The organism is Shewanella vaxholmensis (assembly GCF_031932135.1).
Taxonomy (GTDB): domain Bacteria; phylum Pseudomonadota; class Gammaproteobacteria; order Enterobacterales; family Shewanellaceae; genus Shewanella; species Shewanella hafniensis.
Genome location: NZ_JAUOEV010000004.1, coordinates 43,612 through 68,336, shown reverse-complemented (window position 1 = coordinate 68,336; position 24,725 = coordinate 43,612). Strand labels below are relative to the sequence as shown.

Sequence of the window (24,725 nt, the reverse complement as noted above, 5' to 3'; positions counted from 1 at the left end):
ATGACGCTGTTACTTAAGAGTTTATTCTTTCCAGACCGACGAACCCTCATCTTCGCGATTAAAGGCGTGATCTCGATGGCGCTCGCCTTATATGTGGCCATGTTCTTAAATCTAGAACGGCCATATTGGGCGCTGGTGTCGGCGGTATTTCTGCAAATCCGCCCTGAAAGCGGGCTCGTGATCGAAAAGGGCTTATGCCAAATCGGCGGCACCTTAGTCGGCGCGCTCGCGGGGATTGCCATACTCAACTGGTTTACGCCCTATCCCGAACTCGCCTTAGGATTACTCGCCTGCTGGATAGGGCTAAATTCTGGGTTGTCCGCCATGGTACGCCAGCAAAACTTTGTCTATGCCTTTGCTATGGCGGGCATGACCGCCTGCTTGATAGTGCTCATTGTGATGGCGAGCCCAAGCACGGCCGATAGTGCAAAAATATTCGATGTGGCACAGTTGAGGATCAGCGAGATTGTCGTCGGGGCGATTTGCGCCGTCTTGGTCAGCTCGCTACTTTGGCCGACTAAGGTAAAATATAGTCTGCAATTGCATGCTAAAAACACCATTAATCATACACTTAAATATCTTGCATTAGAGCTCGATTTACAGGGGAAACACGCGAGTCGCCATGAACATATCGACACGATTATGGAGTCAGTATCGGCGCTGAGTGACGACTCCAGTGCGGTGATTTATGAAGGCCCCGAAGGACGCGGGCAGAGCCATGCGGCGAACTTTCTCTGCAATAAAACCCTTTCGCTATTGGCGGCAATCCAAATATTTGGCCGGCTGCAACGCAATCATTCCCATCTTGTTAGCGAACCACTCGCTAAATCCTTAGCCAATATGCGCAGTAGTTTTACCTTGATGGCGCAATCGAGTGATTACCAAGAATGCTACAAAATGGCGCGCACCTTGAGGTATCAACTCCAGCAAAATCTGATGCAATACCGCGACCGCGCGCCGTTAGAGACGCGCTTACTCAAAGTCGCGATGGAATTAAGCGCCGATCTGATCATGGTGCTCAAGAGCTACAACGTGCTAACCAGTCATTCTGCGGTGCAGCTCAACGCGCCGCCGATGGAGTTTCACCGAGATCCATTAATAGGCGTTACCACGGGCCTGCGCAGCATGGCGGTGTTTGTCATTGGGGCTTCATTGTGGATTGGCACAGGGTCGAGCGCGGTCCTCATGATGATCCTGCTGCCCGTGGTCTTTTCCATCATGATGGCACGCCAACCACTGCCGATGTTAACCACGATTTTGCGCCGCATTCTTGTCGGCATCACTATCGCGGTACCCCTCACAGTGTTTTATGCTTTACCTTTGCTGGCACAGAGTAGCGGCGATTTCGAAATCCTGGTTTTAGTGCTCGCTGGGCCGTTTTTTATCGGCTTACTCGCCTTGGCTAATCGACCGACCTTGCCCTATGGGCTCGGCATTTGCGTGCCGTTTGCTGTGTTAGTGCAGCCCAGCAACACCATTTCATTTGCGATAGAAAACACCGTCAGCAATGCCTTAGCGATTTTTGTTGGCGTTACTGTGCTGTATTGGTTGTTTAAATTGATTACCGAACCCAGCCAGCGGTTGATGCAATATCGTCTGCTGCAATCCATCCAAAAAGATCTGGTGCATATCGCGCAGCATGATGATCCTGAGCCTTGGTTTAACGCCCGCATGGGCGATCGACTGCTGCGGATCGCCAGTTACGAAAAAGGCTCGGGCAAGAGTTCGAGGGTATTTACCGATCTGGTGTTTACTGCACTTAATCTGGGCCATGTGTCGATTCGGATGCGGCGCATGTTGCAGGGCATTTCAGATACGCACTTAAACTTAGGCTTAGAAAATGCACTCAACCTCTGGCAACACAATTTAGGTCAGGCATTTATCGCCTGCGCCCACGGACAAGTCGCAGAAGAGTTTAAAATCAGCAGCGAGGCATTATTAGAAGCGCTGGCCCAATGTCCGTTACCCCACGAACAATTCACTATGATTACTGGGATGTTTGAACGCATAACTTTAACCTTCGAACGCACAGCCCACAGTATCGCCGAGCAGAAAAACACCTCAGAAAAATAGTCAGTTCTCAAACTATTTTCCGCCCCAAAAGCCACTCTTTTACTGCCACCAAAACCATTTAAATCCAATAGAAGCTTGATATTTGGCCGATAAAATGCCTTAATATAGTTAGATCACTAACTATATTGGTGATATAAATTCAATTATCAACCAAGGAGAAATTATGTCTACGGAGAACCCACCAGAGGAAAATCTCATCTCGCAAGTAGCAAGCTTTACCCGATTACACGCTAAGGAATCAATGCAGTTTATGTGTTTACTTGCAATATTAAGCACCTATCTCTTTGTCATTTTGAAACCGAGTATTATTCAAAATAACAAAGCGTTAGGAGAAAAATAACCAATGAATTACCTCGCTTACATTTCCTTAGCTATCTACTTTATCGTTATGCTCGCCATTGGCTTATTCGCTTACAAAAAATCCACCAGCGATGTGTCAGGCTATATTCTTGGCGGCCGTAAGGTAAGTCCACAGGTCACCGCACTTTCAGCGGGTGCATCTGACATGAGTGGCTGGATGCTAATGGGTCTTCCCGGTGCAATGTTTTTGGTTGGTTTCGAAACCATTTACATCGCACTTGGGCTATTGATTGGTGCTCTAATCAATTACTTGGTCGTCGCACCAAAACTTAGGGTTTATACCGAGGTGGCGGACAACGCCCTCACTATCCCGGAGTTTTTTGCTAAACGCTTCGGCAATGCCAACGGCAGTATCCGTATTATTTCGGCCGTGATCATTGTGATCTTCTTTACCTTGTATACCTCAGCAGGTTTAGTGGCTGGCGGTAAATTGTTTGAGTCAGCATTTGGCCTGAACTACGACATAGGGTTAGTCGTCACTTTAGGGGTTGTGGTTTCTTATACCCTGTTAGGTGGATTCTTGGCAGTGAGCCTCACTGACTTTGTCCAAGGCTGTATTATGTTTGTCGCCTTAGTCTTAGTTCCTGTCGTGGCATATCAAGAATTTACCAGTGCTGACACTATGTTGAACTTTGCGTATCAGTCGATTCCACACTTCACCGATGCGATGCAAAACGTCACTATGTTAGGGCTTATCTCAAGCTTATCTTGGGGACTCGGTTACTTTGGCCAACCACATATTATTGTGCGTTTTATGGCGATTCGTTCAGTAGCTGACATTAAAACCGCCAGACACATAGGTATGGGCTGGATGACAGTGACCATTGTGGGTGCACTGGCAACAGGTCTTGTCGGTATCGCTTACGCCAATAAATTTGGTATGAAGCTGACCGATCCTGAAACCATCTTTATCGTGTTTTCTGAGTTGTTGTTCCATCCGATCATTAGTGGCTTCTTACTGGCCGCCATTCTGGCCGCGATCATGAGCACCATTTCATCGCAGCTATTAGTGTCATCAAGCTCACTCACGGAAGATATCTATCGCGTTATTTCGAAAAAAGAATCTACCGAGAAAGACATGGTGAAAATGGGACGCTTTGGCGTAGCAGGCGTAGCAATTGTCGCGAGTCTACTGGCGCTCGACCGCTCTAGCAGTGTGCTATCACTGGTGAGTAATGCATGGGCAGGGTTCGGTGCCGCATTTGGTCCGTTAGTTTTGTTTAGCTTGTATAAAGCGAACCTAACCCACAAAGCCGCGATTGCCGGCATAGTGTCAGGCGCTGCTACAGTGTTGTTTTGGATTTATGCCCCGGTATTGGCAGATGGACAAGCCTTAACCACAGTGGTGTATGAAATGATCCCCGGCTTTGCCGTGAGCAGTGTGGTGATTTGGATAGTCTCGTTACTCGATACTGATCCCTGTGCCAAAACCACTAAATTATTCCATAAGGCTGGCCGTGTTTTAGCCGAAGACAGATGAGGCGCGCAGGTATGACTGACTTACCCTGGAAACGCATTGTCGTTAAGGTAGGTAGTGCCCTGATTGCACCCCACAAACAAGGTTGCAGCAGCCACTACTTACTCGGCATTGCCCAATTTATTACTTATTGTCGTGCCCAAGGGATCCAAGTTGTCTTGGTCTCTTCGGGCTCAGTCGCCGCAGGATGGCATCACTTTGGCGAGGTTGATAAACCCAGCGTCACAGTGAAGAAAGCCATGGCAGCAGCAGGTCAGGCCGATATGATGGCCACATGGAACAAGTTATTTGATTTCCCGACCGCACAGCTACTGTTAACCCACGGTGATTTACGCAACCGAGATCGTTACATCAGTATTAAAGATACGATTTTCAGCCTACTCGAACATGGGCTACTGCCTATCATCAACGAGAACGATGCCGTGACCGCCGACAAGCTCAAAGTTGGCGATAACGATAATCTCTCGGCCATGGTAGCCGCAGCGGCCGATGCCGATACCCTGATTATCTGTTCGGATGTGAATGGGCTTTACACACAAAACCCCCATGAAAATCCCGATGCACAGCTTATCAAGCAGGTGACCGAGATTAATGCCGAAATCTACGCCATGGCAGGCGGCGCCAGCAGTGTCGTAGGCACTGGTGGTATGCGGACTAAGATACAAGCCGCCAAAAAGGCAATTTCCCACGGGATCGAAACCTTTATTATCAATGGTTTTGATGCTGACTCATTCAACCAATTGTTGAAGGGCCAAAACCCAGGAACCTTATTTACCCCCGATGAAAAGCCAATGCAAGATCACTTGCACTGGATGACACATACCTCGCAGGCTCAGGGCGAAGTCATTGTTGAAAATGACTTTAATATCTCCCTCGATATCCATAGCGAGCAATTGACCAGCGACGATGTCGTTGCAATCAATGGGGACTTTTCTGCCGGTGACACCATTTTAGTACGCAAAGGTGATGGTACTAAATTGGCCAAGGCCAAATCCAATTACAGCAGTTGTTTACTTAGCTTTATTACGGACCAAGACGATCGCGAGTTTGCCAGTGAATTTCAGCAAAAGACTGGACCGATCATTTCCGAGAAAAACATCGCCATTCTCGAATAAGCATCAGCCGAATAAATATGAGCGAGTAAACATCTAAGCGGAGTAAATATGACTTTAATCAAAAACTTATCTCAAGAAGCTGCTAAAGCGGCTCTTATTCTCGCCCAAGTTGACGAACAACTTAAAAATACTGTACTCCTCGACATGGCGCGTTCATTACGTGAAAAGTCCTACGAAATCCAAAGCGCTAACTTGATTGACCTACACAGAGCAACAGCCGATAACGTTGCCCCTGCTATGCTCGACCGCTTAACGCTAACACCAGAACGCGTAGAAGCCATGGCAGTAGGGATTGAAACCATCGCTGCCTTGCCCGATCCGATTGGCAACGAACGCTATATTGGTCAACGACCTAACGGCTTATCCATCAGCAAGATGCGCGTGCCATTAGGCGTGGTTTGTATGATTTATGAAGCACGTCCGAATGTTACCGCCGATGCGGGTGCCCTGTGCTTTAAATCCGGCAATGCCGTGATTTTGCGCGGTGGTAAAGAGGCGCTGCACACCAGTAAAATTATCGCCACCATTTTGCAAAGCGTATTGAAACAGTACGGCTTGCCCGAGGCGTTAATCACAGTGGTGCCCGATCCTGACCGTGCACTGATGTTGGAACTGATGCAGCAACGAGATTATATCGATGTGATCATTCCCCGTGGCGGCGAAGGCTTGATTAACTTTGTGTCTGACAACAGTAAAATCCCAGTGATCCAGCATTTTAAAGGCGTGTGTCATTTATACGTCGATAAAGATGCCGATCTGGATATTGCTTTGGACTTACTGCTTAACGGTAAAACCCAGCGCACAGGCGTTTGTAATGCCCTCGAAGCCCTATTAGTGCACCAAGAAATTGCTTCGCAATTCCTGCCTAAAGTGGCCAAAGCGCTGGCCGAGCATAAGGTTAAAATCAATGCTTGTACCCAATCCGGTGGCTACTTCGAAAACTGTACTTATATGGAAGAAGACGATTTCGGCCAAGAGTATTTAGATCTCGAAATCGCCATTCGCCAAGTCGATCACTTCGACCATGCAATCCAACACATTGCCCGTTTTGGTAGCCAGCACACCGAAGTGATTTGCACCGAAAACGAAGTCACAGCCGCACGCTTCCAACGTGCAGTCGATGCCTCAGTGCTGATGGTCAATGCTTCTTCACGCTTCTCCGACGGCAGCGAACTCGGTCTTGGCGCCGAAATCGGCATCGCGACCTCTAAGCTACATGCTTACGGCCCAATGGGACTCGAATCCTTGACCGCTGAGAAGTATTTAGTCTCAGGTACAGGCCAAGTACGGGCGTAATAGTTACCACCTTAACGACCCAATACGTGAACACAAAAATCGAAAGCCCTGAAGCAAAATACTTTGGGGCTTTTTTATGGCAACAGTGAAATAAGAGTGCTTAATAGCAACCATTCACTAAATCCTTTATAAAACTTCCCGCGACATCCTTTACGCTACTCCATCACACTGTGATTTACCCGCTTGATAGCAACTCGGTTGACGTGGACACACGGCGCCGCGGGAGCAAATAAGGCGGGCGTCGTTTTTAATTCCACGCTCTATCCAGTTGATATTGAGGATTTTTGCGACGCTGACCAGATCACTTTTAATGTGTTTTGGAATAGTGACTGAACCGCCACTGGCGACACAGGCATCTTTCAAATCGTGGGCGATTGAGAGAGCATCTTTGCCTTGTGCTTCAATCGCCGGATTTAAATCGATACCGGCACAGAGCACATGCGGGTTGCCCGCCGAATCTTCGACTTTAATTGACTCGCAGCAGTAAATGCGTGGTTCATTGCCGACGTTTAAAATCGAAATCTGTGCCGAAGTACCGACCGTTGGCTCGCTGATCATCCTAAAGACGGCCCAATGCTGGCAGGGATCTTCCACTAACCGCATATTGCCCCAAGGCAGTGGGATCCCGTTACCGCGATAAACCGCCTTGAGCTTGCCCGGTGCGTAAGCGTCGAAATAATGCCAATGGGGATAAGGAGAGACCACTGTCATGCGCCGCATGGCAACCGAGGCTGATACTTGCAGTTGCTTGTGTACTTCAATCTCGTAACCGTGGCGGTCGAGTAATTGGCGATAAGGCACTTTAGGGCACAGCAGCGCACCGGCAAAAAAACTCGATTCAAAGTCACGCCACGCATGCAAAATATCCTGCGCGTTCAAGGTATTGGACTGCATACCGGCTTCTTCGTCCACTTCCTCTTTACGGCCTGAGGTCATCACACTCTTGAGGCCGTCTTTGTTGTGCAGCACACAATGACCTATGTGCACGGCTAAGTCATATTTGAGTCTATTAGGACGATTTTTGAGAATTTTATTCACATAAATCGTGCTCGGCGGCTCGAAAAATGAGGTGACTAACTGGCGTGAACTCACGCCCATATCGTCGATCACTTCCTGCGGCGTGCTATCTATCCATTTGATTTTTAATCCCATGCCCTTGGCAATATCCATCATATCGTCCAGAGATAAGGGCATACGCTTGAGACCGACTTCTTCGGCGGCACGTTCAAGATCGGGGAAATGATTTTGATGGTGTTCTTGATGGGCGCGGATCAATAAATGGGCAAACTGCCGACCTGAGATCCCCGTCTGCGACAGCATTTCTGGTATCGCGATTTGCAAAATATCATTGGAAAACAAAAAGCTGGGTTCGAGCGCCATACCGCTTATGCCACCACGTCGGCCTTTATCTGGCGTAATAGCGCTCTCTTCGGGCACATCGTCGAGGAACCAGTCGGCATCTTTTTGAAAAACAGCGGCGATCACAGCCAGCATTCCGGCACTCGGCACTCGTTTTCCACGCTCGATCATCGACAAATATGACACAGAGGGCGCACTTCCGGCGTCGACTCGAATGCAGCGTGCCGACAAATCTTCCATGGTTAAGTTATTACGTTTCCGTAGGTTACGTATTTTTGTCCCTAGGAAGTGTGATTTTCTCATCAAGCTCTGGTCATTGCGCATTTTGTAAAATTCACAGTGTAAAATTTTTATTGTGAAATTGTAGTCAAAAAAAGACTAGACTACAAATTAAGCAATCAAGAAACGACTCAAGCAAATCAGCGGAGTCAGCCCATTCAAGAAATGCTTAACCACTAACCCTTAAAGCGGGCAAGCACTTAAAGCGGACAAGCCAAGTTGAAAACAAACTTTGATAAGCCAAAAGTTAAATCAAAACCCTGAATTTTTAAATTGAAAGAGTGAGAGGAACGAGCGATGAATATGTCAATTATCAAGAGCAACCAGATCCAACCGAATCTAAACAGCCTCATCGCAGAAGAAGTGCTAGCCGTGGCCCAAGTGAATGTCGCCGAGCACGAGAAGATCGCCAATGCGAAACAATTCCTCGACCGCCTCTTTCCACTCAACTCTGGTTCACACCAAGATGTGAGCAGCTATGTGGTTTACTATCAACACCTGTTGGCCTTTTTTGCCGACGGCAGCCACAGTGGTTTACGTCAGCCAAAACAGTTTGTGGCCTTTAACGGCACTAAAGATGCGCCTTGCGCCATAGTGTTGCAGGACCTAGGTTGCCACGTTGAACTCAGTTTCGACCGCAATGGCATGATAGGTGCGAGAGACGTTGCCAATCTGGAAGATATCCAAATCGAAACGTCATTAAACATGGTCGTCGGAACACAAGAGTCACGTTCAGCCGCATCGCGTCATTGGCTCAGCCTGTTACATGCGGGTATGTCCAGCGCCAACGATACCCAAGATAAGTTGTTTACCGCAAAGGATGGCAGCGATTACAATTTGAAAAGTATCGTAAATTTATAATTTCACGCTCTGTAACCTCGCCATTTATAATCCAGCTAAGAAGATGAACAGAGCACAGTTCATCTTCTTCGATTTACCCTCCTGCTTTGCACAATCCTCTAAGAGTCAATAAAACTGATTAACTAGTTAAGTTTAATTGATTTTATTGAGGATAATACTCACAGCTATAATGCCCCCTTGCATCTGTCTCCATGATCAATCCCCATTGATCGCCATTTTGTATCCGTCGCTTAATGTGAAGATCTATGGTTGGAACGATAAAACCGAATCGCTCGAGCCTAAGGCGTTATGAATTCTTCATCGACATCACAGCAAGATAATAAGACTCATCGCATCGTTTTCATCTGTGCGGGCTTGTTATGCCTCGCGCCTTTTATCTCGTCGCCCATGGCGCTAGTGTTAGGTTTTACCTTAGCCAGTCTTGGCTGGGTACCTGTGCAATGGAATATTGCCGCGCTCACCAAAAAACTCCTGTCTTATTCGATTATTGGCTTAGGGTTTGGAATTAATTTAAACGCGGCGATAGAGGCGAGCACCCACAACTTCGGCTTGATAGTTGGCTCAATCTTTTTCACCCTCAGCTTAGGGTTTGTGCTCACCCGCGCACTGAAATTTGATCATGTTACGGGTCATTTGATTGCTTCTGGTACTGCTATTTGTGGTGGCAGCGCCATTGCCGCTGTGGCTCCGGCCATCAATGCGCGTAACGATCAAACAGCCACGGCTTTAGCCTGCGTATTTGTGCTCAATTCAGTCGCGCTGTTTTTATTCCCCGCACTCGGTCACTTACTCAATATGAGCCAATACGATTTTGGTGTGTGGAGTGCCATCGCCATCCACGATACTTCATCGGTTGTCGGCGCGGCTTCTGCCTATGGCGATGAAGCCTTAAAAACCGCCACCACCATAAAACTCGCCCGCGCCCTGTGGATTATCCCCATCGCACTGGTCAGCGCTATGCTGTTTGGTGGCGATAAGCGCAAACTTAACCTGCCGTATTTTATCGGTTTTTATTGTTTAGCCATTGCTGTGGCGCATTGGTTACCGCAGTTTAACGCTGTTTATGACACCTTGTTTATGATGTCGAAACGGGCATTAGTCCTGTGTTTGTTTTTGATTGGTGCCGGAATTACAGTGCAGAAAATGCGGGCGAGTGGCCCCAAACCTTTGTTGCTTGGGGTCATGCTGTGGGCAGCGATTGGTATCACATCTTTAGTGTATATTCTTTATTTTCAATAACTAAGATTTTGCGTAAAGCCTGTCTACTCTGCCGTCGGCTTCATTCGCCAAGCCCAGCAGAGGACGCCTACAAAGGCGGAGAATTCGATAAGTGAACGCACGAGTCCTGTGGTTTGCGTCGAAGCGACCAAGGCAATCAGGCAAAACACGATAATCAGCCAGTTTTTCAATTGCATCTTCCTGCAAACTTAGGGGATGCTCATTATTGTTTAGAACTAAAAACTCAGCAAATATCGATTTTCAATAACAAATAGCTATAACAGCTAAGCCAATCCAGCGCAGATTAAGCCGCCTTAGAACTTGATGCCGCTTCATTCGCAGCAAGATCTTGATTATGTTCTTGAATAAAGTCTTCCATAAACCAAGCACAGAAAGTGTGGCGTCCATCCACAGCCGCTTTGCCATAAATGGTCGATGCCTGTTGTCTGACGGTTTTTTCTTTAGTCTGGCGAACTTCGGCAATTTCTTTAAAACTTAAGCCTTTAAGTAATAAAAATGCCACTTGCTGCTCACTCTTAGTAAAGCCCCAAGTCTCGAATTGCTGCGATACAGCTTGGCTGTATTCTTGTCTGGCAGAACGCATTTGCGTCGACATATTGTCGATTTTCTTATCCGCATGCTCCAACCGTTTAGCCAACGCTTTCACTTCGCGGGAGCGACGAATAAGGTCATAACTTAAGTACATGGCACCAATCACAGTGAGCACTAACAGCATGGCTTCCTGGGCAATATGCCATTGGGGAATGCCTAATTGAATGTCGGATGAGATGTCAAAAAGCTTAAAGCATATGATCAAGGCCAACAGACCAATAATGACAAGATCCTTCATCGAAAAACTCCTAAATAAAAGCAAAATCAACCAATTAATTTATAGGACATATGTACCATAGACGGTTTTATGATACATGTCCCCCACGACTTTCGCCCACCAATCCCTACACTGACAGCACACTTTATTACCATAGAATCGTCCTATGTCTGTCAGTACGTCTTGTATCAAGTTATGTCTGTTGGCGACCTTAGTCAGCAGCAGTTTTCTGTGCCACGCCGCGAATTCCGAGCTATCTCAAGCACTCTCCACCAGCCAAACTAGATTACATTCTCTATCTCAATCGGGCGGCCAGTTACCGCAATCACAAATAAGCTTAAGCAGCTCAGCTTGGCTCAGTGGCCTGCCGAGCATTAGCCTGAGTCACTTAGGTAGCCTAGATAATGGTAACAGCTACGAGCAGGAACTCTCACTCAATTTGCCAATAAAATCCCCTGCTTTGCACAGCAGCGACAAGCAGATTAAACAACTCACCCAAGGCATTCAGGCGCAACAAGTCGCGCTGCAAGGTCTGTATTTATCGGGATTATTGCGACAAAGCCTGTGGGAACATCGTCTTGCTGCAGTGAAACTGGCCCAATTAGATCGCAAGAGCCAATTACTCGACAAACTCCATAGTCAGCAAAAGCAACTCACAGATGCGGGCGAACTGCCGATTGCCCACATACTCTTGTTAGAACGCGAACTGGTGGATATTGCACTGGAACGGGTCGATCTTAATCAGCAACAGGCTGAGGCGCTTGCCCTCTATCAACAGCTGACAGGACAAGAGCAAATACCGCAGGACATCGCCGAAACGGCACGGCCGCTTTCAGCCAGCAGCCAACCCAATGACATTCTCGCGCAGCATCCATTATGGCAATTATTGAGGCTACAGAAGCAGCAACAGCTACTGATCATCCAGAGCCAGCAAGCGGGGGATAAAGACCCTTGGACAGTCTCACTCACGGCTAAAAATACCGCCGATAACCAAGTTGATGATCAACAGCTTGGCATCGCCGTTTCTGTGCCACTGACTTTAGGTTCTGCCCTATCGCAAACCGAATTATCCCAATGGCAACAAGCCAATACCGAGCACACGCTCAACCTCGACCGTACTTATATCGAGCTAAAAACTCAGCTTAAAAAGCTAGAGCAACAGCAACAAAACTTACTCGACCAACAGACATTGCTAACCCAAGCCTTACACCTTAGCCGCACCATTACTGAAGAGCTGGCCAAGGTCAAAGACCAAAATCAAGTTAGCTACGAAGTCTGGCTGCGCCGCTATATGGATGCGCTCGATACCGAATCCCGCTTGGCACTGAACCAAGTCGCCCAGCAACAACTGCACTCCCAACAACTGCAAGCCTTAGGAATTTCATTATGATGGCCAAGTACGGCGCATGCCTTTTCTGTTTATCCGCCAGTGTAGCCACGTTAGCGCAGGCTGAATCCCTAACAATTAGTTCCCTCGGTAATTTAGACCTGAGTTATGTGCAACCACAGAAAGTCGCCAGTTATGAGGGCAGCCCGTTGCCCGCACAGGTTGAAATCCTCCCCGGTAATGATTACTGGATCAGCACGCCGGAGAATATCCAACAGATCAGCTTCCTCGTCGGCCAAGGCCAGCTCGTCACTAAAGGCCAAGCGATAGTCAAACTGACAGGGCCAGAAGTGTTCCACTACCTTGCCCAAGTCGAAGCCGCTGGCAGCTTATATCAACTGGCAAAAAGCCGTTATGAGCGTAATAAACCCTTATTAAACAATGGCAGTATCAGCGCCGAAAAGTGGCGCGAGATCAGCCAAGACTACTTCAGCACTCACCTCGAATACGAGCACATGCAGCATTTTATGGAGATAGTCAAAAGCACAGATGCCACCACAGACTCGCTAGTGGTGGGCACGCCAGTGGCGGGGATCGTTAAACTCAACCAAGTAAATGGACCTTATATGGCGGGTTCACAGCTATTTTCACTGGTGCCCAGCGACAGCATTCGCGTCAAGGTCAGTGTGCCTATGAGTCAGTCACATTCGCTCTCGGCGGTGAACATCAATCAGTGCCATATCGCCATTGAGTCCATGTCGGCCATCGCCGAAGGTGCCTTCGTGACCGCTTGGTCATCACCCGTGCCGCAGGAATGTAACTTACTATTAGGACAACAAATCACTGTGATACCCGAGTATCAAAAGGCGGTGTATTTATTGCCTAAAAATAGTGTTTTTAGTTGGGAGCAAGACAGCCAAGTCTTCACTAAAACCGCCGACACGCTCACCTCGATTACGATCGATATTCTCGGTTCAACCCCAGAGCAATATATCGTTGAAAGCGATAAAGATCTGAGCCAAATCCAAGTGTTATCCCAGTCGGTTGCCGCAGTTAAAGGCATAATGCTTGGCCTAGGAGGCGAATAAGATGTTGACCTCAGTCATCCGCTTTTCGCTCACGCAGCGCCTATTTGTGCTGATTGTGGCGCTGATTATTATGTTAGCGGGAGCGCGAGCCTGGTTTTCCATTCCCTTGGATGCCTTTCCCGATATTTCGCCCACCCAAGTGAAGATCATCCTCAAGGCACCCGGCATGACGCCGGAGGAAATCGAAGCGCAAATTACCGTGCCGATTGAAACCGAACTGTTAGGCATTCCCCATCAATCGATTCTGCGCTCGACAACTAAATACGCCATCAGCGATATAACCCTCGATTTCGACGAAGGCACAGATATCTATTGGGCGCGCCAACAGGTGAGCGAGCGCATCGCCGCCGTGTGGGACAGTTTTCCTGAAGGTGTAACGGGCGGCGTAGCGCCAATGAGTACACCGCTCAGCGAAATATTTATGTTTTCACTCGAAAATCCCAATCTTTCGCTGATGGAAAGACGTCAATTACTCGAATGGGAAATCCGCCCACTGTTACGCACCGTTGCGGGTGTCGCCGATGTGAATATCCTCGGTGGTTATGCCAAAAGCTTTAGTGTGACCCCTAAACCTGCGGCCATGGCGGCTGCGGGCGTGAGCTTTGCGGCACTGCAACAGGCGATCGTTGAGAATAATCACAACGAAGGTGCAGGTAAGCTCACCATTGGCACAGACACCATCATAGTGCGCGCCGAAGGTCGCATCGATGATATCGACGAACTCAAACAATTAGTGATCAAGGCCGATGATGCCAGAGTGTATCGACTGCAGGATTTAGCCGATATTCAAATTGGCCACTTAGCCCGCTATGGCGCAGTCACTAAAGATGGCAACGAAACAGCCGAAGCCTTGATCATCGCCCTGAAAGACGCCAATACCGCACAAGTGGTCAAAAACATTAAAGAAAAACTCGATCAAATCAGCCTAACCTTGCCAGAAGGGAGCCAGATAAACACCTTTTATGACCGCGCGAATCTGATCAATACCGCGATTGAGACCATCTCCAATGCCTTGTTCGAAGCCGTAGTGTTGGTGATCATCTTGCTGGCGCTATTTTTAGGCAACGTGCGCGCCGCATTAGTCGTGTCACTCTCGCTGCCACTCGCCGCGCTGATGACGTTTTTGATGATGGATTACTTCAATCTTTCTGCGAACTTAATGAGCCTAGGCGGGCTGGTTATCGCCATCGGCATGTTAGTGGATTCATCTGTGGTCGTAGTCGAAAACATGGTGAATCTCATCGCCACAAAGCAGAGATTACCCCGGCTGCATTTGATTTTTCGCGCGACCAAGGACGTTGCCATTCCCGTGGTGTCGGGCACAGTGATCGTCATGATAGTGTTCTCGCCCTTGCTGACCTTGAGCGGGCTCGAAGGTAAACTCTTTACCCCAGTTGCGGTCACTATCGTGTTTGCCATGCTGTCGGCGCTGGTGTTGTCGTTAACTGTTATTCCGGTTATCGCTTCTTATCTCGTCAACGAAAAAGCCGCCAAGGAACCTAAGGCGATTGAAAAGCTTAAACAGCTTTATCTGGGCAGTCTCAAGGGCACGTTTAGCCATCAAAAACGCTTTATAGTGATCGCCTTTAGCTTGCTTATCATCAGCCTAGGGCTGTTCGGGTTAGTGGGAAAAACCTTTATGCCGACCTTAGATGAGGGCGACATTATTCTGCAGTTGGAGAAATCGCCGTCGATTTCGCTCGAGGCTTCGATTGCCATCGACAAGCAAATTCAGCAAACCTTGCTGGCTAAAGTTCCTGAAATCAAACAAATGGTGGCGCGTACTGGCGCGGATGAAATCGGCTTAGATCCCATGGGGCTCAATGAAACCGATGTATTCTTAGAACTTCTGCCCCGCAGCGAATGGCGCTTTGCAAATAAAGAAGCGCTTATCGATGCGATCCGCACTGTGTTATTGGACTATCCCGGCGTTAATTTTAACTTCACTCAACCGATACAAATGCGTGTATCGGAAATGCTCACCGGCAGCATTGGCGACGTAGCGATCAAGGTCTTTGGTAACGATATTGACACCTTAGGTCAGCTCACGAGCCAAATCCAACAGCTGGTAAATGCCACCAGCGGCAGCGTCGATGTGAAAATGGCGATGTTCGAAGGCAGTCCTTTTATCAACCTCACCTTAGATAACGAGCTAGCACGAGGCTTTGGCATGAGCACCATGGAGTTTGCCCGCTACCTGAAAAGCCAGCTCGAAGGCGTAATCGTGACCGAAGTGCTACAGGGTAAAAAGCGCACACCCGTGCTGATTGCTAACAATCAGAGCCACTTAAGCAGCATTAATGAGCTTAAAAATCAGTTACTGGTGATGCCAGATCACTCCTTAAAACGCCTAAGTGATGTCGCCACCTTAAGCTATAAGCAAGGCCCCATCCTTATCGAGCGTGAGCAAGGGAATCGCTTTTCAGTGATAACCACCAACGTGCAAGGTCGCGATATCGTGAGTTTTGTAGAAGAGCTCAACGCTAAAATCGCGCAGGAAATCAAACTTCCGAGCGGTTATAGCGTGAGTTTTGGTGGCGAGTTTGAAAACCAACAGCGGGCCACCAGCAATTTACTACTAGTGATCCCCATTGCTATCGCACTGATCACCCTGATTTTATTCACCACATTTGGCTCGCTTGCCAAAGCGGGCTTAATTCTCGCCAACGTTCCCTTCGCTATGATGGGCGGCATAGTTAGCCTGTATTTGTCGGGGGAATATTTATCAGTGCCCGCCTCGGTTGGCTTTATCGCCCTGCTCGGCGTCGCTGTGCTCAATGGCGTAGTGATGGTCAGCTATTACGAACAAACCAAGCACATGTTCAGCAACCTGCGCGAACGGGTGGAACAAGGTGCGGCGCGGCGTTTACGTCCCATTTTGATGACGGCGACAACGGCGATGTTTGGTCTTATGCCACTAGTGTTTGCCTCGGGCCCTGGGGCTGAAATTCAAAAACCTTTAGCGATTGTGGTGATTGGCGGTCTGCTCACTTCAACCATTACCACACTGTATTTACTGCCAATTCTGTATTTTTGGCTGGAGAAACGTAAATGAGCACAGAACAACTGTTAGTACTGATCGCCCAAAATGATATTAAGGGCGACATAGTCGATACCTTGATAGAGTTGGAGTTTCTGTCGGGTTTTAGCCTAGGGAATATTTGTGGTTTTAGCCGTGAACACAGCCATTTTAATATCAAGGAACAAGTGGAAGGTTATCGGGAGTTTTGTAAATTCGAAATCATGCACCCCGCTGCGCAACAAGCGGCGCTGCTCGCTGCACTGGCTTTGGTCTGCAAACATAATCCCTGTCGCTATTGGATTATGCCCATTTATCAAAATGGCACTTTGTCCTAACTCGCTGCGCCATTAACCGCGTTAAATCTAGGCATCCGGTCTTATCGCTAAGGTCGGCATGCTTGATAAACTCGCTACAAAATTGGCGTTGGACGCCGCACTAAAAAACCACTCAATATCGATAAAATGCAGTACGCGGTAAAAAAGTAAAAACCATTTTCAAATTGCGCCTGTGTTTTTAGCATTTCCCCCATACCACCAGAGGCGTTCCCCGCCATAAAGGTGATGATCAGCGCCACCACAAACACATCGGCCATCGACCACTTAGCGAGTGCATTGACGACGGCATTAATCCTCAGTTTCAGACCAATCGAACTCACACATTGCTGTACCAGCATTAAACTCAACTTCAAGGCCGGCACCACCACGCTGAATAACATGACTAATCCCGCGACGAATCCATTTCCTGAGTGATAAAGCTCGGTTACCGTTCCCCAAATACTGCGGGTTTTCTGCAACACTTCGACTTCGCCCTTAAGGCTATTGAGCCCCAGCAAACCACTAACCATACTCAGCATACCGCGAGCGCTGTCGCGCCCCGAGTCTTCATCGAAACGTTGAGCAACTTGCTCTATGCCCTGCTCGGTCAGCTTGGCCTTATCGATAGTGCCGCTAATACTCAAAATAGGTTGAGTCACCCCAGGGATTAATAAAGCCAGAGATAAGAGAATGATAAAAATAGGAAATAGAGATTTCATAGCACTGTTCATCGCATTGCCAGACTGGAGAAGACATTCAGTTTACGGTTTTTAGCGCAGGCTCTGCAATCGTTCGCACCAGCCATCGACTTAGATGACCGGCATTAAAGACAGGATTTGAGGATTAATAGAAAGGCGTTGGATCGATATCCAATGAACTCGGTGACACGCCGCGCTCGATATACAGCTCAGATTTTAATAAATCCACCATAGCGACATCTGTGTAACGTTTTACTTTTAAAGAATAAAAGCACTTTACGATCGGATGCAGTGCATCTCTGTCCTTCGAGGCCCAAACAATACCAATTCGGCCGTCCGATAATTCAACTAAGGAACCCACAGGGTAAACACCAATACAACGAATAAACTCATAGACCAATTCTTGATCCAAATGGAATGGCGTCAGACTGAGTAAAATTTTAAAAGCTGCGGCAGGGCTCATGGCCTCTTTGTAACAGCGCGTCGCGGTTAACGCATCGAAGATATCGACGATACAACTCATACGGCCATGGCGGGGGATTTCATCACCTTTCAAACCCCTTGGATAACCACGGCCATCTAACTTCTCGTGGTGCATTAAGCAGATATCTTTACTGATCTGCGACAGACCAGTAGTTTCGTTCATAATTTCAAGCGCATACACTTGATGCAGCTTCATATGTTCGAACTCTTCTGGTGTCAGTTTACCCGGCTTGTGCAGCACTTTATTATCGACTTTAATCTTGCCAATATCGTGCAAAATCCCACCGACCGCCATTTGCCGCAGCATATCGCGATCCAGCTGTAGGTATTTGCCAAAGGTTACCAACAGAAAGGCGACATTCACTGAATGTTCGAGTAGATAGGCATCTTTTGAACGGAGAGCAGACATACATTTAAGTGCATCAGCATCTAACATGACAGACTCAATCATGGTATCGGCTAACGCTTCGAAGGGCGCAACTTCGATGGCTTTGCCTTCGAAGGTTTCGGATAACACTTTACGAATAAGATCTTTCGCTTCGGTCAGCATGACCTTAGCTTGAGCTTGTTGCTTATCACGACTCACTGACGCTTTTCGATTGTCGGTTTGACTATCGTTGGTAGCTTTTTTCTTTAAACCGCAATGTTCTGCCGAACGCTCGGCGTCTACCCAAACAAATTTAATACCGCTTTTGGCCAGTTTTAAAATCGCATCCTTGTGCTTAATTTGTCCAGCATTTGCAATAGCAAGTTGACCTTTATCATTTTTGTCTATGGCACTGACAAACATACCTAATGTCAATTGCGACACAGGTAATTTGATAAGCTCAACTGATTCTGCCGACTCACTCATATCTACAACCCCAAGGATGATGTGCCCGAATAAAATATCAACTTAACCATACGACATAAAAGCGACCTACGCTCAAATGTTCTGTTGTTATTCTTGATTATTATAGAACAGGCGTGAGGGGCATTCTAAGCCGCGCATTAGAAAATCACCATAGACTTTCTTGGTAAACAAAATGCCTTAAACAGTATGCGATGGAATAAGGGCTCAAGGCTTAGGCAAGACCCATTTCATACTCTCACTTTTTCAATAAATGCCTCAGGGCTAAGCATTCAAAACCGGCGACCATCCAGCGGCGATATTGGCAGTTGTAGCAGGAGCGGGGCTCATCGTCGATCTGCTCGTCTTCATCATCTGGGATAAAACGCGTGCACAGTTTGGCAACTTGCCTCGCCTGTGGATATTGAGCCACTCCCGCCTTAAAAATCCAGCGGTCATCCTTTAATTCAAATGCGTGTTCGACCAAGTTGAGATCCATTTAGCACTCTCTTTTAAACTCTTTAACTAAACTTGCTCTAGTAGGCTTGCAGGGCTTGCTTGCCCGCATTGCGCCATTGCTCTGCCTCTTGGTGAACGAGCAATACAAACTGGTGATCAAGATATACAGCTTTCACTTTGCCCTTCAGTTGCACTAGCTCATCAAGCGCAAGTCGATACTTGTCCATGCTCATCACTGCATCAAGTCCAGTTTGTTCGAGGATATCGGCAACGCTGAGTTCGAGTGAAACATCCTCAAATTGGCCAAGTTTAATCTGGCCTTTTACCCGGCCGTCGCTGCCCATCAAACGTAGCCCTAATCCCGCTAACGCACCAATCACACCTTGGCCTGTGCCGCCATGTTCGGTCAGCTGAATGTTAAGTTGTTCAGCCAAAGCATAGGCCGCCGCTTTAGTGATCACTTCAACCTTGGCTCTGCGGCCAAAATCCATTAAAGATGCGGCATCATAGCGAGAGTCAACATCGAGTATGGCGATGCCAGGGTCTGCCGCAGGAGCCGATTCCGCGACCAAATACGCAACGGCATGTTGATGGATCTCAGCCTGCGTCAGTGGCGAGCGTAGCGCAAAACACATGGCACTGTTATGTGAGGTATAAGGAATATCGGGGTGCACAAACAATTGATGCCGCGTCACAAAGGAAGCATGGCCGCCCGACATATTCGCGAGCAGATGGGCGATTTCCTCGGCAATTTCGCCCGTGCCCTTAGTGCCGATATCATCGGTATCGTCGATACAAATCAGCCAATTTTTCATCTGCATTTCCTAAAGCTTTAAAAAGGTTTTTAAAATTTGTCACGGTGTAACAGGTCGTGGGCTTTTAATCGCGTCAGCACAGGCGGTACAAGCAAGGCGCCCAGAGTGGCAAAAAAGCCACCTTTTAATACACTCAAGCCCCACTGAATCAACACGACATCCAGCGCCATGCCCGCAAGCACATTGGTGAGTGCTACTTTACCTGCCCAAGCGATACAGCCTGCAATGCCTAATATCACGCAGCGCCAATGCAAGTTCATACTGAGCGGCAAGAGTAAGGCGACGAGATCCATTGCTATGGCAGGCAAGGCAAACTTCAGTAAAATCATAGGCCCACCTTTACCTACGCCTAAAGCCATAGCCACTATGCCCGCGATAACACCGCATGCCGTCATACTGCCGAAACGACCTAACACGCCATAACAGATCAAATAAAAGAAGCTCATCAGGAACATGCTGTGGCCAGACAAGCCCAGTTTCAGCCTTAACATGCCCGTTAATGCCACCAGCAAGGTGGCGCAAAAGCCGACAAATAAGGAGTCTTGTAGACTCAGCGGGATTTTTTTAGTCATTTTTGTCTCTCGGTGAATGCCAATGTGTTGGCCGTTGCGCTAAACCAAAGTGACGGCTCTGCGCTGCAACGGCCATCTGGCGAGATAATTTAAGTAATTGGATTAAGACGGGAAACAACACGCAATACACCAACTCGGACCAATTTTTAGGGTTACGCAGCGCCTTAGGTGTAATGCGTGCCCCGCGCAGACACTGGATCTGATATATCTCGCGGATCTCATCTGCCATATAGGGCAATAAACTTAAGGATGCCGCGACCACAAAGGCCCACTTGGTCGGTAAAAACGCACTTAACACTTCACCAATCCGCTCGGGAGCAGCCGTAAGACACAGCCACCAACCGGGAATGGTCGCCAAAATAATACGCGCAACCACCACAGCGCCTTGGGCTAAATGTTCAACGCCATAGAGGATTAAATACAGACTCAAAGTAATGCTCAATTGCACTAAACCTAGCTTTAGCACGCCCCAAATACTGCCGCGCCGCAGCAAACCGTGGATAACAAGGAGCCCATTAAGCCCAGCTAATGGCAAGAGTAAAGCAGCGGGCAATACAAAAGCACAGGCTGAGAGCACGCACACCAATAGCAGCGACAACGCACAAAGTGCCGTTTCCCGCCGCTCATAACTCCAATGCCGCAGCGCGCGTAGGCGCCGACAACTAGCCCACATAACGCTCTCCTGTTTCAATCAATTCCTCCACCAATAAACCATTACGCAAACTCAATTGCCGTGATACAGCGCTGTGTTCAATGCTTCTGTGACTGCTGAGCAAAATAGCGCAACCTTGCGAGCTTAACCGCTTCAGCAAGTACCATACTTTGCCGTAGTAATGCTTATCCATCCCCGCCAATGGATCGTCCAAAAGTAACACTTTAGGGCGTAAACAGGCGAGTGACGCTAAGGCAATCAAGTGCTGTTGGCCGTAGGATAATTTGTGGGGCGACAACTGAGCTAAGCTCAATAAATCCAATTCATCCAACATCTGTACTGCACGCTCTTTAGGGAGATCAAAACGCCTAAGGCTAAACTGCATTTCGGCGAGCACGCTGGTCTCGAATAATTGCCGACTCGGCCTTTGCATCAGCAGTCCCAACTCAGCGCCATAAATCCCCAACTTAGGTCTTCTCCCGAGCACTTTAAGCGGAATACGCTGCCTAAAATTAAGTACGCCAGCTATGGTTTTCAGCAGACTCGTTTTACCTGAGCCGTTATCCCCCACTAAGGTCACTATCTCACCCGCCTGTAATTGGAACCCGTGCGGACATGCAAATAACGTGGGACAAGCATCGAAACCAAACTCAAAGGCTTCAGCGCTGACTAAGACTTTACCCAAATGCTCAAACTTAGGCTGATTTAGCCACGCAGGCGCCTCAACTTGCGGCGCATTGTTCACGGTATAAATGCCTTCGGATAACTTACCGACCTCTAGCTGCCAGTAGTGCTGAATGATCTCAGCAAAGGCCGAGGCGTTATGTTCAACCAACACCAACGCCATGCCATCTTGGATAAGATTGCGAAGTACGGCCAGCAGCTCACTCACGCCGTGATCATCGAGTTGCGCCCAAGGCTCATCGAGCAGCAGTAAATGCGGCTCGCACACCAGTTGGGCGGCAATCATTAAACGATATTTTTGACCGAGGGAAAGCGTGCTGACTTGAGTATCGAGGCGTAGATACAAGCCCACGCGCCGTAGCGCCAATTGCACTTTAGGCAACATTTTTTCGGCGGGAATACCGAGGTTTTCTAAGGCGAAAGCCACTTCAGCACCAACGGTTTGCCGAAGGAGTTGAGTTTGTGGGTCTTGCATAACCAGACCCGTAACCAGTTGTGGGTAACGCCAGATGTCGCCTTCATGCGGGCGATTTAATACGCCCGCCAGCAGGTTGAGCAGACTCGATTTCCCTGAGCCCGTAGGACCGCTCACGCAATGGCATTGGCCAGTGCCAATGGCCAAGTTTATCTCCTGCAATACGGTCGGTAACTGGCTACCATAGTTGAAGCTAACGCCTTCGAGCGCTAGGAGTTTCATCTTAGATCTGCCAGTTCACACCGATGAAGAACTGTCGTCCCGCCTGCGGCAGGGCTTCACTCTGGTAGTAGTTTTCATCCAGCAAGTTAGTCGCACGTAAGTAAACATCTAACTTGTCGCGAATTAATGGCTGTACCAGATTAACGTCCACTAAGGTGTAGTTGTCTAACGACTGCTGTTGATATTGGGTCTGACCGCCAACCTTCACCTGTGTCGCATAGACTTGGTCTAAAATACGCTCCACGTTGAGGTGAACTTGAGTCTCGAAGGGAAATTCGTAACTCATCTGCCAACGTAACTGGTGACGTGGACGATATTGCAAGGCATCTAAGGTATCGTCGCCGTCTATCTCCTCTGAATCGAGGAAGCTATAGGAGAAGCTCAGATCTAAGTGCTCAATCGCATGGTTATTGATTTGAAAATCCACCCCTTTGAACTTATAGCGCCCCATATTTTGGTAAAAACCATCGACATCCTTGGCGATGTAATTTTTTGCATCCGTGTAATAACCATAAAGTGCGAAATCGGTACTCGCCGGCAAATTCTGCTCTAAACCTAACTCCACATGTTTAGACTCTTCGGCTTCTAAATCGCTATTGCCAGAGAGTTGCGAATACAGGTTCACCATTGAGGGGAAACGCACTTTACGTGCCACACTTAAGCTTAAGCGGGAATCCTGTGCCGCCTGCCAATAACTGGAGGCCATGGCCGAATAGTTGCCATCGGTGCTATCTGTGGTGTCGAGTGAATGATAAGCGCCACCTAAGGTAAAGCCGTACAGCAGCTCAGATTGATACTGATACTCAGCCGCGGCCGTATATAACCAGGCAGAATCATTTAAGTTCTCGGCGCCACCAGTTCCACCTCCTGTGCCAGTTCCACCTCCTGAACCTGTTCCGCCGCCTGTGCCTGTTCCACCGCCTGAACCTGTTCCACCGCCTGAACCTGTTCCACCGCCTGAACCTGTTCCACCGCCTGAACCTGTTCCACCGCCTGAACCTGTTCCACCACCTGTGCCTGTTCCACCACCTGTGCCTGTTCCGCCGCCAGAACCGGTAGTGCCACCATTATTGCTACCTGTATTAGTCGTATAAGTATCAACGACTGACTTCCAGCTTTGTTTCTCGGCAATGACTGAGGTCGTGAATAAACCCGCGGTATGCAAGTCTGTGATTAACTGCAGATTGACACCTTGCACAACCGAACGTCCATCTTGCGACAGCGTCACCGCCTGATAGGTTTCATCGGCATAGGAGGCTTCTAAGGTATCGCTTTGATTGTGATAGCCAAAGCCACGCAGGGTGAAAGTGTCATCAAACTGATGTGCTAATCCCAGTTGGAAAGTATGGGCGTCATAATCATCAGTGCGTTCAAATTTGAGCTTGCCGCTACCAGTGCCTTCACGGGCGGGCTTTCCCCATTCTCCGCTGCGCAGTGCCATATTGGCAATCAATTGCGTTTTATCAGATAACCAGTAACTGCCTTGGGCATAAACGTTAGTGACTTCTTTATCTGAATTCGCGCGCAATTCGCCGTCTTGGTATTGCGTCGGTTCAAAGTCATTCGACATAGGGAAGCCGTCAGTTTGCTGGCGACTGATACTGACCAAGCCTTGCCAATCCTCACCCGAACCTGCGGCGCTGATATCACCATTAAATGTATTGTCTTTACCCGCTTCGAGACGCCCAGCCAGAGCTGGTGCCGTGCTGCCCTGCATGGTAATAATGTTGATCACGCCGCCCGCACCACTTGGGCCATAAAGCACAGATGTGGGGCCGACAGACACTTCTACCGAGGCAATTTGGCTTGTGGGAATAATACTCGGGTCGAACTGACCATCATCGGCACTGCTCATTGGCACACCATTGACCAATAAGGTCACATGGCGAGTTTTAAAACCACGAATATCAACCCTTGGCGTACCGTCGCCACCAACACGAATGTACACACCCGGCACATTCTTTAAGACTTGGTCTAGGGTTTGCGCTCCGGTTGCGCGGATCTCTTCCTCACTGATGCTCCAATGGGTCGTCGCCATTTCACTGGCTTCTCCGCCGTCACCATGCACGACGATCACTTCATTGATATTGAGTAGCGGATCACGGGCGATATCATCAGCTTGAACAGTAAAACTAACACCAATAGCTAAGGCTAAAGAGGACACTCTAAAGAGGGTATTTGTGGTAATCATATTATTGTTGTCACGTCGAAAATGTAA

Annotated in this window: 22 protein-coding genes; 11 read left to right on the top strand and 11 right to left on the bottom strand. The window is 48.3% G+C overall.

The window, feature by feature from the left end; all coding sequences use genetic code 11:
* From Q4Q46_RS05375 to Q4Q46_RS05355, 5 genes are all read left to right on the top strand, one after another.
* Nucleotides 1-2,073 (top strand): FUSC family protein, encoded by a 2,073-nt coding sequence (locus tag Q4Q46_RS05375; RefSeq protein ID WP_311905420.1) that lies wholly within the window; start codon nucleotides 1-3, stop codon nucleotides 2,071-2,073.
* Between the two features lie 163 nt (nucleotides 2,074-2,236).
* Entirely contained in the window at nucleotides 2,237-2,413 is a 177-nt protein-coding gene (locus Q4Q46_RS05370; RefSeq protein WP_006079436.1) for a hypothetical protein, read from the top strand.
* A 3-nt stretch (nucleotides 2,414-2,416) separates the two neighbouring features.
* Nucleotides 2,417-3,913: a sodium/proline symporter PutP gene (putP, locus tag Q4Q46_RS05365; RefSeq protein ID WP_259510933.1), complete on the top strand. Its 1,497-nt coding sequence runs from the start codon at nucleotides 2,417-2,419 to the stop codon at nucleotides 3,911-3,913.
* A gap of 11 nt (nucleotides 3,914-3,924) precedes the next feature.
* On the top strand, nucleotides 3,925-5,025 hold the full coding sequence (proB, locus tag Q4Q46_RS05360; protein ID WP_311905419.1) for a glutamate 5-kinase: 1,101 nt from the start codon (nucleotides 3,925-3,927) through the stop codon (nucleotides 5,023-5,025).
* 48 nt (nucleotides 5,026-5,073) lie between these two features.
* Nucleotides 5,074-6,321 (top strand): glutamate-5-semialdehyde dehydrogenase, encoded by a 1,248-nt coding sequence (locus Q4Q46_RS05355; protein ID WP_311905418.1) that lies wholly within the window; start codon nucleotides 5,074-5,076, stop codon nucleotides 6,319-6,321.
* Nucleotides 6,322-6,471: 150 nt separating this feature from the next.
* Here Q4Q46_RS05355 and Q4Q46_RS05350 read toward each other — a convergent pair whose 3' ends face one another.
* Nucleotides 6,472-8,004, bottom strand: coding sequence for a DUF3612 domain-containing protein (locus Q4Q46_RS05350; RefSeq protein ID WP_012588922.1), 1,533 nt, complete (start codon nucleotides 8,002-8,004; stop codon nucleotides 6,472-6,474).
* A gap of 252 nt (nucleotides 8,005-8,256) precedes the next feature.
* Here Q4Q46_RS05350 and Q4Q46_RS05345 point away from each other — a divergent pair, with 252 nt between their 5' ends.
* The gene (locus Q4Q46_RS05345; protein ID WP_006084707.1) at nucleotides 8,257-8,820 is read left to right on the top strand and encodes an aldolase/citrate lyase/malate synthase family protein; all 564 of its coding nucleotides are present in this window, start codon (nucleotides 8,257-8,259) and stop codon (nucleotides 8,818-8,820) included.
* Nucleotides 8,821-9,108: 288 nt separating this feature from the next.
* Nucleotides 9,109-10,059: a YeiH family protein gene (locus tag Q4Q46_RS05340; protein WP_006084708.1), complete on the top strand. Its 951-nt coding sequence runs from the start codon at nucleotides 9,109-9,111 to the stop codon at nucleotides 10,057-10,059.
* A 23-nt stretch (nucleotides 10,060-10,082) separates the two neighbouring features.
* Here the strand turns inward: Q4Q46_RS05340 and Q4Q46_RS05335 are convergent, their stop codons facing one another.
* Together Q4Q46_RS05335 and Q4Q46_RS05330 are read right to left on the bottom strand one after the other, a co-directional pair.
* Nucleotides 10,083-10,229, bottom strand: a complete 147-nt coding sequence (locus Q4Q46_RS05335; RefSeq protein WP_086014207.1) for a hypothetical protein — start codon at nucleotides 10,227-10,229, stop codon at nucleotides 10,083-10,085.
* A 113-nt stretch (nucleotides 10,230-10,342) separates the two neighbouring features.
* Entirely contained in the window at nucleotides 10,343-10,888 is a 546-nt protein-coding gene (locus Q4Q46_RS05330) for a helix-turn-helix transcriptional regulator (RefSeq protein ID WP_006079428.1), read from the bottom strand.
* Between the two features lie 145 nt (nucleotides 10,889-11,033).
* On the opposite strand from Q4Q46_RS05330, the gene Q4Q46_RS05325 reads away from it, so the two are divergent.
* The 4 genes from Q4Q46_RS05325 to Q4Q46_RS05310 are packed head-to-tail and all read left to right on the top strand — an operon-like array spanning nucleotide 11,034 to nucleotide 16,639.
* Entirely contained in the window at nucleotides 11,034-12,257 is a 1,224-nt protein-coding gene (locus Q4Q46_RS05325) for a metal transporter (RefSeq protein ID WP_311905417.1), read from the top strand.
* Nucleotides 12,254-13,282, top strand: coding sequence for an efflux RND transporter periplasmic adaptor subunit (locus Q4Q46_RS05320; RefSeq protein ID WP_242326148.1), 1,029 nt, complete (start codon nucleotides 12,254-12,256; stop codon nucleotides 13,280-13,282). Before Q4Q46_RS05325 ends, Q4Q46_RS05320 begins: the two co-directional genes overlap by 4 nt.
* 1 nt (nucleotide 13,283) lies before the next feature.
* The gene (locus tag Q4Q46_RS05315; protein WP_311905416.1) at nucleotides 13,284-16,337 is read left to right on the top strand and encodes an efflux RND transporter permease subunit; all 3,054 of its coding nucleotides are present in this window, start codon (nucleotides 13,284-13,286) and stop codon (nucleotides 16,335-16,337) included.
* Nucleotides 16,334-16,639: a DUF3240 family protein gene (locus tag Q4Q46_RS05310; protein WP_226060142.1), complete on the top strand. Its 306-nt coding sequence runs from the start codon at nucleotides 16,334-16,336 to the stop codon at nucleotides 16,637-16,639. Before Q4Q46_RS05315 ends, Q4Q46_RS05310 begins: the two co-directional genes overlap by 4 nt.
* A 74-nt stretch (nucleotides 16,640-16,713) precedes the next feature.
* Here the strand turns inward: Q4Q46_RS05310 and Q4Q46_RS05305 are convergent, their stop codons facing one another.
* The 8 genes from Q4Q46_RS05305 to Q4Q46_RS05270 form a co-directional block, all read right to left on the bottom strand.
* Nucleotides 16,714-17,349: a paraquat-inducible protein A gene (locus Q4Q46_RS05305; RefSeq protein ID WP_311891632.1), complete on the bottom strand. Its 636-nt coding sequence runs from the start codon at nucleotides 17,347-17,349 to the stop codon at nucleotides 16,714-16,716.
* A gap of 112 nt (nucleotides 17,350-17,461) precedes the next feature.
* Nucleotides 17,462-18,652: an HD-GYP domain-containing protein gene (locus tag Q4Q46_RS05300; RefSeq protein ID WP_311905415.1), complete on the bottom strand. Its 1,191-nt coding sequence runs from the start codon at nucleotides 18,650-18,652 to the stop codon at nucleotides 17,462-17,464.
* Nucleotides 18,653-18,887: 235 nt separating this feature from the next.
* Nucleotides 18,888-19,127, bottom strand: a complete 240-nt coding sequence (locus tag Q4Q46_RS05295; protein ID WP_259521303.1) for a hypothetical protein — start codon at nucleotides 19,125-19,127, stop codon at nucleotides 18,888-18,890.
* A 37-nt stretch (nucleotides 19,128-19,164) separates the two neighbouring features.
* A complete protein-coding gene (locus tag Q4Q46_RS05290; RefSeq protein WP_311905414.1) occupies nucleotides 19,165-19,902 on the bottom strand; it encodes a DNA-binding protein in 738 nt (245 codons plus the stop codon).
* A gap of 29 nt (nucleotides 19,903-19,931) precedes the next feature.
* A complete protein-coding gene (locus Q4Q46_RS05285; protein WP_012090637.1) occupies nucleotides 19,932-20,474 on the bottom strand; it encodes a hypothetical protein in 543 nt (180 codons plus the stop codon).
* Nucleotides 20,467-21,147 carry a CbiQ family ECF transporter T component gene (locus tag Q4Q46_RS05280; protein WP_006084716.1) on the bottom strand — a complete coding sequence of 227 codons (681 nt, stop codon included), beginning with the start codon at nucleotides 21,145-21,147 and terminating at the stop codon, nucleotides 20,467-20,469. The genes Q4Q46_RS05285 and Q4Q46_RS05280 overlap by 8 nt, the downstream gene beginning before the upstream one ends.
* Nucleotides 21,137-22,507, bottom strand: coding sequence for an ATP-binding cassette domain-containing protein (locus Q4Q46_RS05275; protein WP_311905413.1), 1,371 nt, complete (start codon nucleotides 22,505-22,507; stop codon nucleotides 21,137-21,139). The genes Q4Q46_RS05280 and Q4Q46_RS05275 overlap by 11 nt, the downstream gene beginning before the upstream one ends.
* 1 nt (nucleotide 22,508) lies before the next feature.
* Nucleotides 22,509-24,698, bottom strand: a complete 2,190-nt coding sequence (locus Q4Q46_RS05270; protein ID WP_311905412.1) for a TonB-dependent receptor plug domain-containing protein — start codon at nucleotides 24,696-24,698, stop codon at nucleotides 22,509-22,511.
* Nucleotides 24,699-24,725 lie beyond the last annotated feature (27 nt).

Coding starts and splice junctions, on each gene's coding strand:
- Q4Q46_RS05375 (WP_311905420.1), top strand. CDS start 1: ATGACGCTGTTACTTAAGAGTTTATTCTTTCCAGACCGACGAACCCTC.
- Q4Q46_RS05370 (WP_006079436.1), top strand. CDS start 2,237: ATGTCTACGGAGAACCCACCAGAGGAAAATCTCATCTCGCAAGTAGCA.
- putP (WP_259510933.1), top strand. CDS start 2,417: ATGAATTACCTCGCTTACATTTCCTTAGCTATCTACTTTATCGTTATG.
- proB (WP_311905419.1), top strand. CDS start 3,925: ATGACTGACTTACCCTGGAAACGCATTGTCGTTAAGGTAGGTAGTGCC.
- Q4Q46_RS05355 (WP_311905418.1), top strand. CDS start 5,074: ATGACTTTAATCAAAAACTTATCTCAAGAAGCTGCTAAAGCGGCTCTT.
- Q4Q46_RS05350 (WP_012588922.1), bottom strand. CDS start 8,004: ATGCGCAATGACCAGAGCTTGATGAGAAAATCACACTTCCTAGGGACA.
- Q4Q46_RS05345 (WP_006084707.1), top strand. CDS start 8,257: ATGAATATGTCAATTATCAAGAGCAACCAGATCCAACCGAATCTAAAC.
- Q4Q46_RS05340 (WP_006084708.1), top strand. CDS start 9,109: ATGAATTCTTCATCGACATCACAGCAAGATAATAAGACTCATCGCATC.
- Q4Q46_RS05330 (WP_006079428.1), bottom strand. CDS start 10,888: ATGAAGGATCTTGTCATTATTGGTCTGTTGGCCTTGATCATATGCTTT.
- Q4Q46_RS05325 (WP_311905417.1), top strand. CDS start 11,034: ATGTCTGTCAGTACGTCTTGTATCAAGTTATGTCTGTTGGCGACCTTA.
- Q4Q46_RS05320 (WP_242326148.1), top strand. CDS start 12,254: ATGATGGCCAAGTACGGCGCATGCCTTTTCTGTTTATCCGCCAGTGTA.
- Q4Q46_RS05315 (WP_311905416.1), top strand. CDS start 13,284: ATGTTGACCTCAGTCATCCGCTTTTCGCTCACGCAGCGCCTATTTGTG.
- Q4Q46_RS05310 (WP_226060142.1), top strand. CDS start 16,334: ATGAGCACAGAACAACTGTTAGTACTGATCGCCCAAAATGATATTAAG.
- Q4Q46_RS05305 (WP_311891632.1), bottom strand. CDS start 17,349: ATGAACAGTGCTATGAAATCTCTATTTCCTATTTTTATCATTCTCTTA.
- Q4Q46_RS05300 (WP_311905415.1), bottom strand. CDS start 18,652: ATGAGTGAGTCGGCAGAATCAGTTGAGCTTATCAAATTACCTGTGTCG.
- Q4Q46_RS05295 (WP_259521303.1), bottom strand. CDS start 19,127: ATGGATCTCAACTTGGTCGAACACGCATTTGAATTAAAGGATGACCGC.
- Q4Q46_RS05290 (WP_311905414.1), bottom strand. CDS start 19,902: ATGAAAAATTGGCTGATTTGTATCGACGATACCGATGATATCGGCACT.
- Q4Q46_RS05285 (WP_012090637.1), bottom strand. CDS start 20,474: ATGACTAAAAAAATCCCGCTGAGTCTACAAGACTCCTTATTTGTCGGC.
- Q4Q46_RS05280 (WP_006084716.1), bottom strand. CDS start 21,147: ATGTGGGCTAGTTGTCGGCGCCTACGCGCGCTGCGGCATTGGAGTTAT.
- Q4Q46_RS05275 (WP_311905413.1), bottom strand. CDS start 22,507: ATGAAACTCCTAGCGCTCGAAGGCGTTAGCTTCAACTATGGTAGCCAG.
- Q4Q46_RS05270 (WP_311905412.1), bottom strand. CDS start 24,698: ATGATTACCACAAATACCCTCTTTAGAGTGTCCTCTTTAGCCTTAGCT.